Genomic DNA, 14,954 nt, shown 5'->3' on the forward strand with positions numbered 1-14,954 from the left:
AGCGGACTTGCAGGTCACCCCACAAGCGAATTGAGATTGACGATGGGCAGCAGGATTGCGAGCACCAGCAGCATCACCATGCCCCCCATCCCCAGCAGCACCAGCGGCTCCACCAATCCGACCAAGGTCTTGACCTTTGCCTGCAATCCCTCTGCCTGATCGTCTGCAAAGCGGCCCAGCATCTCAGGCAACCTGCCACTTGCTTCGCCACTGGCGATCATTGTGATCATCATCGGGGGAAAGTGTTTGGCCTGGGCAAGCGCCTGCGACAGCGCAGCGCCGTCGCGGACTTCTTGAACAACGCCTGTCAGTCGTTCACGCGCGACAGTGTTGGCAACCGTCATCGTTGCGGACCCCAATGCATCCGCCAGCGCGACCCCGCTTTGTGTCAGGGTTGCAAGCGTGCCCGTGAACTGGACAAGCGTCATTTGTTGGGTCAGTCCAAGCCGCCATAGTACCCCGTCGATGGCGCGGCGGCTGGAAGGTCGCCTTGCAAGGGCGTAAAGTCCGATGGCTAACGCGCCGAAGCCGGAAATGATCAGCACCGCATGCCGTGTCAGAAGGTCACTGACCCCGATCATGATTTGCGTCAACCGGGGGAGGTCTGCCCCCCGTGATGCAAAGACCCGAACGATATCAGGCAGAACGAAAACCAGCAGCGCCACCACCACGGCAACTGAAACTAGGATCAAAATGGCAGGATAGATCAGGGCCAGCGTGATCGTCTGCCGGTTCCGCTGGCGGCTTTCGATATGATCTGCAAGGCGATCCAGCACAGCACCCAGTCGTCCCGCCCGTTCTCCGGCTTCAACGGAAGTCAGATAATAGCGATCAAAACCCGCGTTGTTCGTGCGCAGTGCCGCGCTCAGGCTGGCACCATCCAGAATCGACTGACGCAAGCCGCGGCTGAACGCTGATAGACGCGCGCCGCTTTGGGCCGCAATGGCGCCCAAGGCCGCTTCAATCTGGACACCGCTGGTGATCAATGTCGCCATCTGCCGCGTGAAGATGGTGAGGTCGGCAATAGGCAACCGTGCGGATCCGGTCCCGGACAGGGTCGGCATTTCCAGCGAAAAGAAAGGCTTGCTTGAAGATACGGCAAGCGGAAGCAGTCCGCGCGCGCGCAATGCTTCCCGGGCAGAGGCAGGATCAAGCGCCTCGATGGTGCCGGATGACACCGCGCCCCGTTGATTTGCCGCGCGGTAGCGAAAGAGGATCACGGCATGACCTCGGCTGTGCTGTCGAACACCACGCGTGCCACTTCCTGCGGCGTCGTGTATCCGCTGCGCACTTTTTCGACACCATCCTGCAGCAATCCCGCACAACCCGCCTGCGCCATGTCGGCCAGATCGCTTTCCGGAAGGCCGCGTGCGATGGCCTGCTCAAGCGTCGGGGTCACTTCCACCAGATCATAAAGCGCAATGCGACCCCTGAAACCTGTGCCGTCACAGGTTTCACATCCCGCGCCGACCCGCGACATATCCCCGGCGCTGAGCCCGCCCTGAAGCATCGCCGCTTCCGCCGCGGTCAGCTTGTGGGGCTGGGCGCAGTCGGGGCAAATGCGCCGCACCAGCCGCTGTGCCAGTACCCCGCGCAGCATCGGCGCCAGCAAAAACCGTTCGACCCCCAGATCAATCAAGCGGGCGACACTTCCGATGGCCGTATTGGTGTGGAGAGTGGACATCACAAGATGCCCCGTCATTGCGCTTTCCACCGCGATCCGCGCGGTTTCGCCATCCCTGATTTCACCGACCATGATCACATTGGGATCCTGACGCAGGATTGCCCGCAATCCGCGCGCGAAAGTCAGATCTGTCGCGGTGTTCACCTGCATTTGCGCAATCCCGGGCAGAGCATATTCGATGGGGTCTTCGATGGTCATGATGTTGGTCTTGCGATCGTTCAGCGCATCCAACCCCGCATAGAGCGTCGTCGTCTTGCCCGATCCGGTCGGGCCCGTGACCAGAAGCAACCCATCGGGTCGGCTCAGCAAACGGGTGAAGGCCGCACGGGTCGCCGACGCCATCCCGAGGGTTTCGATCCCCGCACGGGTCTGGCTTCGGTCAAGCAGTCGCATCACCACCCGTTCCCCATGTTGCGCGGGGATTGTCGAGATACGTGCATCAAGATGGAATTCGGCAACCCGCAGCGATACCCGGCCGTCCTGGGGCAGGCGTTTTTCCGCGATATCCAGACGTCCCATGACCTTGACCCGGCTGATCAATTGCGGGGCCAGGGCACGATTTGAGGTCAACGCTTCCCGCAGCAGCCCATCGACGCGAAAGCGCACGACCAGTTGCTCCTCCTCAACCTCGATATGTATGTCGGAGGCGCGCGCGCGAATGGCCTCCAGCAGAACGGCGTTGATCAGCCGGACCACCGGGGCATCCGCACGCTGATCCAGAAGGTCGTCCACGGCTGCGGCACTGTCTGCCAATGTCGACAGGCTTGCGGTTGCCGATTGCCCGTTAGCCTCTTCCGCCGCACCTGCTGCGGCACTGGCGCTGTCGCGGTATTCTTCCTCCAAAGTCCGGCGAAAGATGTCGGCGGATACCCTTCTGGGTTTCAGGTTCCGCCCCACGACCCTTTGTGCCTCTGCCAATGCTGACAGCGGTGTCGTGCGCGTCATCAGGCAGGCCGTTGCGCCTTCCGTCAGGATGATTTCCTTGGCACGCGCGAAAGCATAAGGGAGACGCTCCATCAATTCGTCTCCAGCAGGAAGCGGGCTGATACGATGCCAGGCTCCGGGCGGCGGCCGATCTCTGCTGAGAGAACGCGCGCCTGCGCTGCTCCGGTCAACTGGTCGAGCCAACCGATCACGGCTGCAAAGGGGACGTCGTCCATGAAGACGGACAGGGCCTGCGCGCCCTGCGGATCAAGGCGGCGTATCTCCAGCCCCGCACGCCGCGCCGTATCTGTCACGCGTTCACGCAAGGGCGGAAGGGCGGTTTGCGTATTGTCCGGCTGTTGCGTGGGTAGCGCATCTAGGATGGCTGACATGGTTTCAAACTTGGTCAGATGGGCAAGGCTTTCTTGCCTGCTTGTCAGTGCGGGCAGGATCACGAGCTGCAGCAGGCCGATAGCCCCGATTGCAGCAGTGGCGCTAATTGTCAGTGCTTTCTCTCGTGAGGTCAGATTCCGCATCATCCGATCTCCGATATGACGATTTCCATTTCGGCCCCGGCCCCGGTTCGGGTCGCGGCACCGCTGGTCACGTCAAGGCCTTCGGTGCGCAAGCCTGTCTCCACGCGTTGCAACGCTTCAAGGTCGCGCGCATTGATAAGAACCGATAGCGCCTTGGCTGCGCTATCAAACCGAAGCTCCCTGAATTCCAGTGCCGTCGTTTCAGGAACCGACGCGGCGGTACGGCTCAGCAACGACAAGAAGGGGTCAGACCCCTCAGGTACCTTGGTGGAGCGGGTCAGAGCGGCCAACAGGAATTCGGTTGACTGATTGGCCTGCAACACATCCAGCCCGCGTTGTGACAATTGCATTTGGAATGAGACAGCCCGGTCACGCGCCGTGCGTTCCAGCGCGACTGCATCCAGATGAAGCAGTCCGATCTGCGCAAAGGCTGTCAGCATAGCGGCTATAAGGGTGAACCGACCCAGTGTGCGCCATTCCCTGATGCTGCGGCGATGGGTTTCCGGCCGCAAATCCATCTTGAGGATATCGGGATCAAGCAGGGGCGCATCCGTGACGTGCCGCGCGATCCGGACACCAGCAGGAGGGGTCCCATGCCAAAGGTGCAGCTCCGGTCGCCCCTGGGCCCGCCACAGGTCTGGCAAGGCATCCGGCAACAGGGCCAACCCACCCCCGTCTGAAAACCGCAGGAACACCAGTTCCTCACCGCACCACAAGGACCAGGCTTCGGGATCAAAGGGGGACGGCACTGCAAGATAGTCAGGCACGACGGGGCCATGATACACCTGATCTTCCAGCACCTCCGCAAGGGCACTGCGATCGGCGATGGCGCAAAGGTACTGCCCCTCAGCCAACTCCGGTCCGAGGGCGAGCTGGCACTGCTCCAGCGGGGCAGCAAGAAAAGCTTCTACCGCGAAGGCCAAGGCCGCCTTGCGCTGGCGGGCCGTTTTAAGCGGGAGGGAAACACACAACAGATGTACTGCGGCCCCCGGCAAGATCTGGGGGGGAGAATAGCCGGAAGCCGCAGCCAGACACGTCAGATGCCCTGCAAGGATCGGATCAGGCGCCCATTGCCGGGGGCGTTGCGGTTGAGCAACAAGCGCTGTGGACCGCGCCGGGGCGCGCGATCGGTCATCCATGCTAACATATTGATTTAGCATATTTATTTTCCTTTACGGGGCGATAAAACGCGCCTATGTAACCAAAGATACGTTAGCCAGAAGGAAAAAGTTTCATGCTCCAGGCACAGAACACGCCCCGCCCCGTCCATGGCGGCAGACACCGCGAAAGCGGCGTTACCTTGATCGAAATGATGGTTGTGCTGGTGATGATTTCGATCGTTGCCGCCTTGATCGTACCAAACGTCATCGGCCGCCCCGACGAAGCCCGCGCAACGGTGGCCAGCACGGACATGCGCTCAATCGCGAATGCGTTGCAGATCTACCGGCTTGATAACGGCAGCTATCCCACGAGCGCACAGGGTCTGTCTGCGTTGGCCGAACGCCCCGTCAGTCCACCAATTCCGCGCACATGGCCCGATGGAGGATACCTTTCGGAGGTTCCCGTTGATCCATGGGGGACACCGTATGTCTACACGGCGTCAGGAAGTCAGTTCGCGCTTATGTCGCTTGGCGCGGATGCGGCACCCGGTGGGGATGGGGCGAATGCCGATATTCCGCTGCGGGACCGTGTCGCGCAGACCGGATCGTGACCAAGGCCAGGCAACCACTCCGGGCCGGAAACGCTGGCGTCACACTTGTGGAGATGCTGGTCGTGCTTGCCCTGTTTGCAGTCGTGTCAGGCGCTGTCGTGTTGGCATTGCCTGCCCGACCGATGGGTCTGTCGGCAGAGGTCAGCGCCGTATCACTTGCCTCTGACATTGATCACGCAATGGGTGTTGCGTTGGCCAGCGGTCAGGGGTTCGCCATTGCGGTATCGGATAATCAGGTCCGGTTTTTGCAAAAGGAAGCAGGCAGCACATGGCACACGCATTCAGACCCGCAACTGGCGCGCGTGAAACTTTTTTCCAACGGGGTTCGTATCTTTGACCAAGACAACACTGAAGGCGCGGTATTTTCCGTGTCGCCCGCACTGCGGCCCGATCAAGGTCAGGCCTTGCGACTGGCGTTCGGTGCCGAGGGAGCCAACAGTGTTCTGACGTACGACGGCACCGCCGTGAAGATCGACCATGGGGAGGGACAGTAGAATGCAACGGGACCGGCAGGGTGGATTTACGCTGATCGAGGCATTGGTCGCGCTGAGTGTTCTTGCCGTCTCCGCGACGTTTCTACTTTCCGCAACTGAACGCCATTCGCGCAATACCATTGCCGTTTCTGATCGTATGGTCGCGCTGTGGGTGGCCCAAAACCGGCTTGTCGAGCTGGAGGCTGGTACGCTTGACCTTTCAGAATACGTCACGCTTGCAGGTGTCCGTTGGCTGGTGACTACGGCGCTTTCGGAAACGTCTGACCCTGGCCTTGCACGGGCGGACATCACCGTGTCACCTGACGGCGATCCAGACGGGGTGCTGGCGTCACTGACTGGTTTCCTCGATAGGATGGAACAGGGGTGATGCGCCTACGCCCCTTCCTGCTGATACGGGTTGGTCTTGTAGCGGCCTCAGGATTTTCCATCGCTGCGGCTGCCGTTCCGGTTATGCGGCATATGGCAGGCGTTGTGGTTCTTGAAACGCCCGAACGCCCGTTGCTGCCAGAACCGATGCAGGCAACACGCGTCGATCTTGCACCGATCCTTGAACGGGCGCCTTTTGGGCGCGCTGATCTGCCCGCTGCAGTCGGCAATGAGCCGGATGAGGCGCTACCCGATATGCGGTTGAAAGGGGTTTTCGCCTCCTCTTCCGGCCCATCGGTCGCAATGCTTGAGGTCGCGGGAGAGACGGACCTTTATCGCCTGGGTCATCGGGTAACGGGTCGTCTTGAACTGACGCTGATCCGCTCTGATCATGTCGAACTGTCAGATGCCCGAAAGACGATCACCCTGCGTTTCGACGAAGCGCAGGTCACAAGCAACGAAGCCACCAGTGGCGACGCCGCAGACCCACAGAGCCCCACCCTGTTTGACAGGTTCAGCAGCGGTCTTGTCGTTCCGGCCCGCAACGAAAAGCCACCGCCGCCTGAAACCACGGTGGAATACATTGACTATTGGCGCGGACGCATTCGGAAAAACCCGAAGGCCGTACTTGATGAAATCGGGCTGCAACCGACCGAAAATGGCTATGTCATCGCACCAAAGCATGACGTTGGCGTGCGCCTGGCGGGGTTGAAATCCGGCGATCTGGTTCGGTCGGTCAACGGGCAAACCGTCGGGAACCCCGACGATGACCGCCGCTTTTTCGACCAGATTGCAACAAGCGGCCAGGCGCGGCTTGAAATTGAGCGGGGCGGCAAGGTGCTGACCCTGTCCTTCCCCTTGAGGTAATCCATGATCCTTTTGCGCGTCACTGTTCTGCTTTGCCTTTTCGGCCTTCTCCCCGCGCATGCGCAAGAAGCTGACGAGACGTTCACCATCAATCTGCGACAGACAGATGTCACCATCCTGACCGAGCAGATTTCGGAGATCACCGGCCGCACCCTGATCGTGCATCCTGAGTTGCGCGGAGATATCACGGTTGTCTCCTCCGAACCGTTGGATGCGGCAGGCGCGTGGGAATTGTTCCAGTCGATCCTGCGTGTCCGCGGCTTTCATGCGGTGCAAAGCGGGGCCATCTGGCAGATCATCCCGCTGGATACGGCACGCGCCGCCGCACAGGTTGGCGAAAACGTCGATCGTGCAGGCAGTCAGGATTTCGTCACCCGGACGATCCAGCTTGAGAACTTGCCCGCGGCAGAGGCCGTGCGCGTATTGCGGCCCCTCGTGGCGGCATCCGGGGCCATTGAAGCGCTGGAAAACCCCAACGCGATTGTCATCACGGACACGGCAGAAAGTGCGCAAAGGCTGATAGAGGTGGTGCGCGGGCTGGATCAGGACGAAATGCGCATGTCGCGGGTGCTTCAGTTTCGCCACACACAGGCCAGCATCGCCGGGGCCGCGATTGTGGAGGTGCTTGGCATCAACCCGAGCGGCGCGCGGCTGTCTGTCGACCCCGGTTCCAACACCTTGCTGGTGCGTGGCACAGCGGATCAATTGAACGAGGTCGAGATGTTGGCACAATCCATGGACGTGCCCCCTGTGCGCAACCCGCAGGTGGCGCTGTCCACCCGTGTGTTCCCGCTCCGCTTTGGTGAGGCAGAGCAGGTTGCGGCCATTCTGAACGCAACCTTGAGCGGGAAGGGCACGCCCGTAACCAACGCGGTCGCCACGGAATTGCAGCAGGAGGGGCTGAACGCGGCAGCGCCTTCTCCAGATGCGGCAGAGATCACCGTCGCGGCGGACGTGGCCCAAAACGCGATTGTCGCCCGCGGTACCGATGCACAACTCAATGAGGTCGCCGCGCTGCTGCAACAGATTGACCGCAAGCGCGCACAGGTACTGATCGAAGCAGCCATTGTCGAGGTATCGGGAGAGACAGCGCGGCGCATCAGCACGCAACTTGGTTTCGGTGACCTTGCACCACCTTCCGGACTTGCCGCCACCTCTTTCAGCAATGGCGGTGCGGGTCTTGGGTCCCTCCTGTCGGCGCTTGGTGTGCCGAACGCGGCACTGGCCACCGCCGGCGGAAGCCTGACATTGGGCGGTGGCGACTTTGGGTTGCTGTTGCAGGCGCTCAGCCAGAACACCAGCGCGAACCTGCTTTCCACCCCATCCCTGATGACGCTGGACAATCAACCTGCGTCCATCGTCGTTGGGCAGAACGTACCCTTTCGCACCGGTTCATTTGCCACCGACGGTAACACCGTGCAGCCCTTCACCACGATTGAGCGGCGCGATGTCGGCCTGACCATGAACGTGCTGCCGCGCATCAACGACGGGGACACCGTCAGGCTCGACATCAGCCAGGAAGTCTCCTCGCTCGTGAACGCAAATGTCGAGGGGGCAGCCGATCTCGTGACAAACAGGCGGTCCATTCAAACGAGCATTCTTGCGCAAAGCGGATCGACGATTGTGCTGGGTGGCCTGATCACCCGCGATGACCTGAAAAGCCTGCAAAAAGTCCCCGGCCTTGCCGATGTCCCCGTTCTGGGGGAGCTTTTCAAGTCCCGTGGTCGCAACAGCACGCAGCGCACGCTTTTTGTTTTTCTCAAACCGACTGTCATGCGGTCGGGGCACAGCCTGAAAACCACGTATGAGGCCCGGCTCAAGGCCCTCGATGGCGCGCGCGCCGACATCGCGGAACCGTCGCGGGGTCAAACACCCACCCAAAAGCCAATGCGGCTTGAGATTGGGGGGATTTATTGATGCAGCAATTCCGGGAGCCGCAAGGATGAACATGCAGACCGATGCGCAGACAGACCTCGACGTTCTGCTTGCAAGGGTTGCCCTGCGCGACAGGCAAGCCTTTGACAGGCTCTATATCCTGTCCTCCGGCAAGCTTTTTGCGGTGACGATGCGCATCATGAAAGACCGCGCAGAGGCTGAGGATGTCCTGCAAGAGGCTTTCATTCGCATCTGGCAGAAGGCGAACAGCTTCCGTCCCGGGCATGCAAAGGCTATTTCATGGCTTGTCACCATCGCTCGCAACCTGGCGATTGACCGACTGCGCGCGCGGCAGATGCCGGTCGCTCCAATGGAAATGGCGCAGGACATTCCAGACGACAAGCCGACCCCGGAAACTGAAACAAGCAACAGCGAAACCCGCGCACAGCTTGAAGCCTGTCTTGCAGAACTGGAAAAGAACCGGGCGGATGCTGTGCGGTCCGCATATCTGGAAGGATATTCCTATCAGGAGCTGGCCGATCGGTTCAACGCACCTTTGAACACCATCCGCACATGGTTACGCCGTAGCCTGCTGCGGCTGCGCAGTTGCCTGGAGCAATCATCGCCATGAATGATCGCAGTTTGATTTCAGATGAGGATGACGCGCTTGCTGCGGAGTACGTGATTGGCCTGCTCGACGCTGAAGCGCGCGAAGCGGCCAGCCGACGCATACGCGCGGATGCGGGATTTGAAGCGAGAGTATCGGTCTGGGAGGCATATTTGGAAGACCTCAATGAACAATATGGTACGCTGCTTCCGCCGGCGCGGGTGAAGGCAGCCATAGACCGTCGCTTGTTCCAAACCCGCAAACGGCGCTGGCTGGGTTGGATCCCGATGGGCCTTGCGGCTGCGGTGGTGTTGGTGGCTTTCGTTCTGTTGCCGCAGATCATTCTGGCGCCCACGGATCTACGTGCACAGCTTGAAAGTGACGGTTCACCCTATGTCTTCTCGGTTGCCGTCGATCTGGACGGCCAACACATTGATATGGCAGTCCTTTCGGGGGAGGCACTTACCGATGGCACCTTTGAACTCTGGCTGATCCCTGAAGGCGGCGCGCCTTTCTCACTCGGCACCTTTGATACGGCGGAACGACTCGACCTTGTTCCTGATGTAGTGCTTGCCGCCGATACAACTTTGGCGATCAGTCTAGAGCCCTCTGGCGGGTCTCCGACTGGTGCACCAACAGGTCCCGTCGTGGCCATCGGAGTGCTGGAAGATGCTTAGGATTTTGGGCTTGCTGATTGTCGCCCAGACATGTGCGGCGGCTGTCGCCGCACATGAATTCTGGATCGAACCCAGGCAAATGCTTATCGAAGCAGGTGGCAGCGTGGCGCCGGTTCTGAAGATTGGTGAACATCCCCAAGCGCAGACGTATGCGTTCCAGCCGCGCGCCTATGCGCAGGCTGTCTGGACAGGGCCGGGCGCGCAGCTTGATCTGAGCCGTTTGCCCCTTTCAGCGCCCAAACCTGCACTTCATGCGTTCGCACCGGGCCTGCACAGCCTTGCGGTATCGACCTATCCGCAAAAGCTGACCTATGCCTCCCCGGAGCACTTCGAACGCTTCGTCCGGGAAATAGGTAGAGAAGATCTCCTGCTCTCCACAAACGTCGATCCGGTTTTCGGCCGCGAGGTCAAGGAATCCTATCGCCGCTATGCAAAGACCATCGTCCATTTCGCGGATCGCCGCGGTAAGGATCGCAGGATCGGCTTGTCACGGGAATGGGTGTGGCAAGGTGATACGTTTCGGCTGTTCGACGGTAAAGCGCCCAAGGTCGCTCAGAAAGCCCGCGTGATCTGCAGCATAGGACCGGCCCCGCAGGCTGTAACGGAACAGGAACTTCATACGAATGCGGATGGCAATATTCGACCTGTCCTACCGCAGAACGGACGCTGTTTGATCAATACCGTTTTTCTTGAATACGACGACCATGCGGGGCATTGGACAAGCGATTGGGTCTCGCTCTATTTCATGGCGCCGTGAGCCGGAAATGGAATGGTCTGGACAGATGACATGCTGCCGATGGATTGGTGTGTGATCGTGCGATTGTGAGAAGTTGGCATAGGGATGCTCAAGCGGGCTAAAGCGGTCACTGCCTTGCCGCATCAATAACAGTCCCCGGTGTTTGCACCGGGAACTGTAGACGTCGCACGCGCGCTCAGGCGGGGGCCTTGAGCGACGCGTCAGGGCTGCGCAATCAGGGACAACGCGCCGTGTATCGTTGACCGGCGGAATTCTGATACACACACTGGCCTGAATTGGTTCGGCCAAGATAGTTGCCCGCCGCGGCGCCCGCGGCACCGCCGATCAATGCACCTGCAACGCGGTCATCATCGCCGGATACGGCGGCCCCTGCAGCAGCACCCAGCGCGGCACCTGTCAGGGCACCTTGGTTTGGCCCGCCTTGGGTGCAGGCCGCAAGCGCGGCAATCATTGGAGCGGCAATAAGTAGCTTTCTCATAATATCTTCCCTTTTTGTCTGAGGGCCAAACGCGAGGCTTCCAGAAAGGGTTCCCCGGCTGACCTGCGATAGGCGACCCTTTGCCAGTGGCATGGAGCCGTTTCTTTTCTCAAAGTGTCATGTTCGGGCAAGACGGGTTCAGGAAAGGTGAAAGTCGCGGGAACGTCAATCCGTCCTCACGCAAATCGGCGTGAAAACGAAAATGGCGGGCAAAAGCCCGCCAATTCATCGTTCTTTGTGGATCGTAGGAGGTTCAGCCGAACACGCGCCCCAGTGCACCGTCCACGGCAGAGACGATCTGATTGATGTCGTCCTTGGTGGCGATCAGCGCGGGCGAGAAGCACAGCGTGTTGTTCTTGCCGGGCACAGAGCGGTTGGTTGCTCCGATGATCACCCCTTGGCTCATGCAGTCCGCAACGACCTGCCCGACGATTTTTTCGTGGATCGGTTCCTTGGTGATGCGGTCCTCAACCAGTTCGGCACCAAGGAACAGGCCCTTGCCACGGACCTGACCGATAACGGCGTGCTTGTCCTGAAGGGCGGCCAACTGGTCGAGCATGTAATCGCCCATGGCGATGGTGTTTGCCAGCAGGTCTTCTTCCTCGATGATGCGCATGTTTTCGATGGCTGCCGCCGGCCCTGCGGTGCAGCCGCCGAAGGTGGAGATGTCACGGAAGTAGTTAAGGTGATCGGTGGCGTCGTCCTTGAACATGTCGAACACTTTTTCGGTGGTCACACAGCAGGAGATTGCCGCGTAGCCGGAGGCGACGCCTTTTGCCATGGTCACGATGTCGGGCTGGATGCCATAGTGCTGGTAACCGAACCATGTGCCGGTACGACCCACGCCGCAGACGACCTCGTCGATGTGCAGCAGGATGTCGTACTTGTCGCAAATCTCGCGGACCCGCTCCCAATAGCCTGTCGGCGGGGTGATTACGCCGCCGCCTGCGGTGACGGGTTCGAGGCAGAGCGAGCCGACGGTGTCGGGACCTTCGCGCAGAATGACTTCCTCGATCTGGTTGGCGGCCCAGACGCCGTAGTTCGCGTCCGGCGCGCCGTCTTGTTCGTGCTTGCGGTACTCAAGGCAATGGGGGACGCGGATGAACCCATCAGGGAAGGGGCCGTATTGCGCGTTGCGCTCGTCCTGACCGCCAGCGGCCATCGTGCCGATGGTGCCGCCGTGGTAGTCGCGGTCGCGGTAAAGGACCTTGTTTTTCTTGCCGCCATAGCGCTTGTGCGCGATCTGGCGGACCATCTTGAAACCCTTCTCGTTCGCCTCGGAACCGGAGGAGGCATAGTAGACGCGGGTCATGCCCGGCATCTTGTCGATCAGCATCTCGGAGAAGATGGAGCCGGGGATGGAGCCCGCAGTGCCGCCGAAGAAGTTCAGCTTGACCAGCTGGTCGCGCACGGCGTTGGCGATGCGTTCGCGGCCGTAGCCGACGTTGACGGTCCAGACGCCCCCGGCGACGGCGTCGATGTGCTCCTTGCCGCGTTGGTCCCAGACGCGCAGGCCCTTGCCCTCGACGATGATGCGAGGATCGACTTGCGCAGATTTGTCGTCGTTCATGTATTGTTTGTGCTGGCTCAGGTGGTGCCAGACATGCGCGCGGTCTGCTTCGACAACGCGGGAGAGATCGTTTTCATTGAAGTTGCCGTCCATTGCGTCAGACCTTTCGTCGCTGCGGATGTAAGTGAAATCGGGGCGCGCCGCGTCCCCTCTTTTCCAACCTTTGCGGGTTTTTGACAGAATCAAGTAGGGCCAGAGATACACCATCGGTAACGCCAGAATCCCGTTCTGTCCAATATCCGCGTGGCCTTGACCTGCCGATTGGTTCATCTGCCTGTCTGTCTGAACAGCAATGTGATGTCGGCACTCTTCCTGCGTATGAACAATAACATGAAACAGATAAACGCATTCTGGATGGCCACAGCGCTTGAAGGCCTCTCTCGCCTAGTAGCTTAGAAGTGGGTGCTGTAGCGACGTTGCTTTCATCGGTCAGGGTTCGCGGTGCCTTGGCTTTTGTCTGGATCTGTCCAGCTCAAAAACTCTCGACAGTGACCCTGCTGCATCCGCCTTCGGCTGTGGGGTCCACACTCTGCGAAACGGGTTTGCGGCTGCGTTCGGACAGGATCTGATCCCACGGCAAAATCGGATCGGGCCAGTCCGGCACGCATTCGTGGTATGCCGCCCGGCACAAACGGTCGAACGCATCATACCCTGTTGAGAAATAGGCCTTGATCTGTTCGGCAAGTGGTGCCCCTCCGGCCCAGCCAATCGCATATCTTTCGTCCAGGTTGGTGGCCTCGGGCAGGATCACACCGGATTCCCGGACGACAATCTTCTTGATCTCCTGCGATACGCCGCGGTGACATCCGCCGCCATTACAGACATAGGCCGCGCAGGGATGCGCGAGGAAAAACCGTTTGCTGCCCCCAATGACGCTTGTCTTGATCGGGCGATCTCCGGCATTGGCCAAATCAGAAACAGCCATGATCAGTCGCAAAAGTTCAGGCGAGGTCAGTGTCTGATCTTCGATGTCCTGCCCCCGCCCCAGAGACAAAAGCGGCTGTACCAGCAAACGCTCCGCCCCCGCGGCGATGGACCAGCGTGCGATATCTTGAAAGTCCGCAAGGTTGCCCTGTGACACCGTCGTGACAATGGTGAAGGGCACACCGGCACGCCGTAATTCGGCCAGGCCCTGTTCCGTCTTCTGGAATGCGCCAACCTCCCCGCGAAAGTCATCATGGAATTTCTCAGGGCCGTCGATGCTGACATGAACGCGTATACCGTACATGGACAGCAGGTTTGCGACATGGCCATTCATCAGCGTGGCGTTGGTCGAAAGCGTGACGTCAAGGTCATCAATCCCCCCGGCCACGCGAAGAACCTCTGTCAGATGTGGATACAGCATCGGTTCGCCGCCGGTCAGAAAGACCGACGCAATGCCCAGATCAGGGGCTGACCGAATTGCATCAAGCACCCAATCCTTGGGCAGCCTTTCGCGCCGCCGGGGGCCCCCGTCCATATAGCAATGCGCACACTCAAGGTTGCAGCGACCCGTAAGGTGCAACATCAGGCTTGCCGAAGCTGCCATCGGTCCTACTCCGCCATGCGTGTTCAGCCGCGAACGTTCTGAATTTCCGCGATATCAACGACATGCGACAGCGCGCCACCAATTGACGCGGTGAATCGCGGGCGCGGTCCTCTTGGCCCTATGGGCACTGTGCCGAAATCCCCACCTTCGAATATGTTGACCGATCCGACGGAAACACCGCCGACGGCCTTGCCACCAACTGCGGCGCGGGCCACCTGATCAACGATCTGGGCATGAATTTCAGCGGCGGCGCTTGTCGCGACTGTATTCGCGAATTCCAGAAGGCGTCCTGCTTCGACGATTTTCTTCATTCCCTCTTCAGACACTTCGTAAGATAGTTTTCCAAGTTCTTCGTTCTTCATTGTCCCATCCTCCAAGTCGTCAGCGAAACAACTTTACCTTACGTCATTTCGAGCAAAAATTCAATCTCGGATTGAATTTATCACCTGTCGTATTGTGTTCTTCGGTCGAGGCGACGCACGTGGTCTTCCACTTCGGTCAGCGATCATCATTTCAGTCCGGATATTCTGTGACGGTTCCGCATGGGGGGCTAAGGGGTTGCGCGGGGTCTTGCCGTCTGCTTCGGTCCCTCAAGGTCAACGGCGAAAATCTCAGCCAGCGCAGTCACATGAAACAGATTCGCTGGTTCTTTCCCTACCTGTGCCAGCGTTGGCCGAAGGTATCTGCTGTCCCCGAACAAGGGCCGCGCAGCCACAGCTGGAAAACTGGACTCACGCGATAGGCCAAATTGGATGTATATTCTTGGTGGTTTCACCTATCAACCTGCGCCACTGGTTCATCCTGGCTGATCCGAACGGGCAGCAGGGATTGAACCAATGCCGCGTGACAAGGATTGCGAAATGGCTTCTTGAGCCATTCT

Annotated in this window: 16 protein-coding genes; 8 read left to right on the plus strand and 8 right to left on the minus strand. The window is 59.9% G+C overall.

The genetic code is table 11. The features are described from left to right. Positions 1-14: 14 nt before the first annotated feature. Genes AB4X18_RS09860 through gspL form a run of 4 tightly spaced genes read right to left on the minus strand, consistent with a single transcriptional unit; the run spans position 15 to position 4,283 of the window. Positions 15-1,220, minus strand: a complete 1,206-nt coding sequence (locus tag AB4X18_RS09860) for a type II secretion system F family protein (RefSeq protein WP_370399921.1) — start codon at positions 1,218-1,220, stop codon at positions 15-17. Next, positions 1,217-2,701 carry a GspE/PulE family protein gene (locus AB4X18_RS09865; RefSeq protein WP_370399922.1) on the minus strand — a complete coding sequence of 495 codons (1,485 nt, stop codon included), beginning with the start codon at positions 2,699-2,701 and terminating at the stop codon, positions 1,217-1,219. The genes AB4X18_RS09860 and AB4X18_RS09865 overlap by 4 nt, the downstream gene beginning before the upstream one ends. Then, a complete protein-coding gene (gene gspM / locus AB4X18_RS09870) occupies positions 2,701-3,147 on the minus strand; it encodes a type II secretion system protein GspM (RefSeq protein WP_370399923.1) in 447 nt (148 codons plus the stop codon). The genes AB4X18_RS09865 and gspM overlap by 1 nt, the downstream gene beginning before the upstream one ends. Next, positions 3,144-4,283 carry a type II secretion system protein GspL gene (gene gspL, locus AB4X18_RS09875; RefSeq protein WP_432817349.1) on the minus strand — a complete coding sequence of 380 codons (1,140 nt, stop codon included), beginning with the start codon at positions 4,281-4,283 and terminating at the stop codon, positions 3,144-3,146. Before gspL ends, gspM begins: the two co-directional genes overlap by 4 nt. Before the next feature lie 95 nt (positions 4,284-4,378). Between gspL and gspG the strand changes: the two genes are divergently transcribed. From gspG to AB4X18_RS09915, 8 genes are read left to right on the plus strand one after another with little or no spacing between them, the layout of a single operon-like run. Next, complete coding sequence (gene gspG / locus AB4X18_RS09880; RefSeq protein ID WP_370399925.1) at positions 4,379-4,855, plus strand: type II secretion system major pseudopilin GspG; 477 nt, start codon at positions 4,379-4,381, stop codon at positions 4,853-4,855. After that, positions 4,852-5,349 carry a prepilin-type N-terminal cleavage/methylation domain-containing protein gene (locus AB4X18_RS09885; protein WP_370399926.1) on the plus strand — a complete coding sequence of 166 codons (498 nt, stop codon included), beginning with the start codon at positions 4,852-4,854 and terminating at the stop codon, positions 5,347-5,349. The genes gspG and AB4X18_RS09885 overlap by 4 nt, the downstream gene beginning before the upstream one ends. Position 5,350: 1 nt before the next feature. Further along, on the plus strand, positions 5,351-5,716 hold the full coding sequence (gene gspI / locus AB4X18_RS09890; RefSeq protein ID WP_370399927.1) for a type II secretion system minor pseudopilin GspI: 366 nt from the start codon (positions 5,351-5,353) through the stop codon (positions 5,714-5,716). Continuing rightward, a complete protein-coding gene (locus AB4X18_RS09895) occupies positions 5,716-6,582 on the plus strand; it encodes a type II secretion system protein N (RefSeq protein ID WP_370399928.1) in 867 nt (288 codons plus the stop codon). Before gspI ends, AB4X18_RS09895 begins: the two co-directional genes overlap by 1 nt. 3 nt (positions 6,583-6,585) lie before the next feature. Continuing rightward, a complete protein-coding gene (gene gspD, locus AB4X18_RS09900; RefSeq protein ID WP_432817350.1) occupies positions 6,586-8,499 on the plus strand; it encodes a type II secretion system secretin GspD in 1,914 nt (637 codons plus the stop codon). A gap of 25 nt (positions 8,500-8,524) precedes the next feature. Next, on the plus strand, positions 8,525-9,088 hold the full coding sequence (locus tag AB4X18_RS09905; RefSeq protein ID WP_432817351.1) for a sigma-70 family RNA polymerase sigma factor: 564 nt from the start codon (positions 8,525-8,527) through the stop codon (positions 9,086-9,088). Beyond that, entirely contained in the window at positions 9,085-9,741 is a 657-nt protein-coding gene (locus AB4X18_RS09910; RefSeq protein ID WP_432817352.1) for an anti-sigma factor, read from the plus strand. The genes AB4X18_RS09905 and AB4X18_RS09910 overlap by 4 nt, the downstream gene beginning before the upstream one ends. Continuing rightward, a complete protein-coding gene (locus AB4X18_RS09915) occupies positions 9,734-10,498 on the plus strand; it encodes a hypothetical protein (protein WP_432817353.1) in 765 nt (254 codons plus the stop codon). Before AB4X18_RS09910 ends, AB4X18_RS09915 begins: the two co-directional genes overlap by 8 nt. Before the next feature lie 214 nt (positions 10,499-10,712). On the opposite strand, the gene AB4X18_RS09920 is transcribed toward AB4X18_RS09915, so the two are convergent. The 4 genes from AB4X18_RS09920 to AB4X18_RS09935 form a co-directional block, all read right to left on the minus strand. Continuing rightward, positions 10,713-10,976: a glycine zipper 2TM domain-containing protein gene (locus AB4X18_RS09920; protein ID WP_370399934.1), complete on the minus strand. Its 264-nt coding sequence runs from the start codon at positions 10,974-10,976 to the stop codon at positions 10,713-10,715. A gap of 253 nt (positions 10,977-11,229) precedes the next feature. Next, complete coding sequence (locus AB4X18_RS09925; protein ID WP_370399935.1) at positions 11,230-12,639, minus strand: aspartate aminotransferase family protein; 1,410 nt, start codon at positions 12,637-12,639, stop codon at positions 11,230-11,232. Positions 12,640-13,018: 379 nt separating this feature from the next. After that, complete coding sequence (locus tag AB4X18_RS09930; protein WP_432817354.1) at positions 13,019-14,074, minus strand: radical SAM protein; 1,056 nt, start codon at positions 14,072-14,074, stop codon at positions 13,019-13,021. Positions 14,075-14,097: 23 nt separating this feature from the next. Continuing rightward, on the minus strand, positions 14,098-14,436 hold the full coding sequence (locus tag AB4X18_RS09935) for a hypothetical protein (protein ID WP_432817355.1): 339 nt from the start codon (positions 14,434-14,436) through the stop codon (positions 14,098-14,100). Positions 14,437-14,954: the final 518 nt, after the last annotated feature.

The organism is Sulfitobacter rhodophyticola, from assembly GCF_041281685.2.
Taxonomy (GTDB): Bacteria; Pseudomonadota; Alphaproteobacteria; order Rhodobacterales; family Rhodobacteraceae; genus Sulfitobacter.

Coding starts and splice junctions, on each gene's coding strand:
- AB4X18_RS09920 (WP_370399934.1), bottom strand. CDS start 10,976: ATGAGAAAGCTACTTATTGCCGCTCCAATGATTGCCGCGCTTGCGGCC.
- gspL (WP_432817349.1), bottom strand. CDS start 4,283: ATGGATGACCGATCGCGCGCCCCGGCGCGGTCCACAGCGCTTGTTGCT.
- AB4X18_RS09905 (WP_432817351.1), top strand. CDS start 8,525: ATGAACATGCAGACCGATGCGCAGACAGACCTCGACGTTCTGCTTGCA.
- gspG (WP_370399925.1), top strand. CDS start 4,379: ATGCTCCAGGCACAGAACACGCCCCGCCCCGTCCATGGCGGCAGACAC.
- AB4X18_RS09895 (WP_370399928.1), top strand. CDS start 5,716: ATGCGCCTACGCCCCTTCCTGCTGATACGGGTTGGTCTTGTAGCGGCC.
- gspI (WP_370399927.1), top strand. CDS start 5,351: ATGCAACGGGACCGGCAGGGTGGATTTACGCTGATCGAGGCATTGGTC.
- AB4X18_RS09930 (WP_432817354.1), bottom strand. CDS start 14,074: ATGGCAGCTTCGGCAAGCCTGATGTTGCACCTTACGGGTCGCTGCAAC.
- AB4X18_RS09910 (WP_432817352.1), top strand. CDS start 9,085: ATGAATGATCGCAGTTTGATTTCAGATGAGGATGACGCGCTTGCTGCG.
- AB4X18_RS09865 (WP_370399922.1), bottom strand. CDS start 2,701: ATGGAGCGTCTCCCTTATGCTTTCGCGCGTGCCAAGGAAATCATCCTG.
- gspM (WP_370399923.1), bottom strand. CDS start 3,147: ATGATGCGGAATCTGACCTCACGAGAGAAAGCACTGACAATTAGCGCC.
- AB4X18_RS09935 (WP_432817355.1), bottom strand. CDS start 14,436: ATGAAGAACGAAGAACTTGGAAAACTATCTTACGAAGTGTCTGAAGAG.
- AB4X18_RS09915 (WP_432817353.1), top strand. CDS start 9,734: ATGCTTAGGATTTTGGGCTTGCTGATTGTCGCCCAGACATGTGCGGCG.
- gspD (WP_432817350.1), top strand. CDS start 6,586: ATGATCCTTTTGCGCGTCACTGTTCTGCTTTGCCTTTTCGGCCTTCTC.
- AB4X18_RS09925 (WP_370399935.1), bottom strand. CDS start 12,639: ATGGACGGCAACTTCAATGAAAACGATCTCTCCCGCGTTGTCGAAGCA.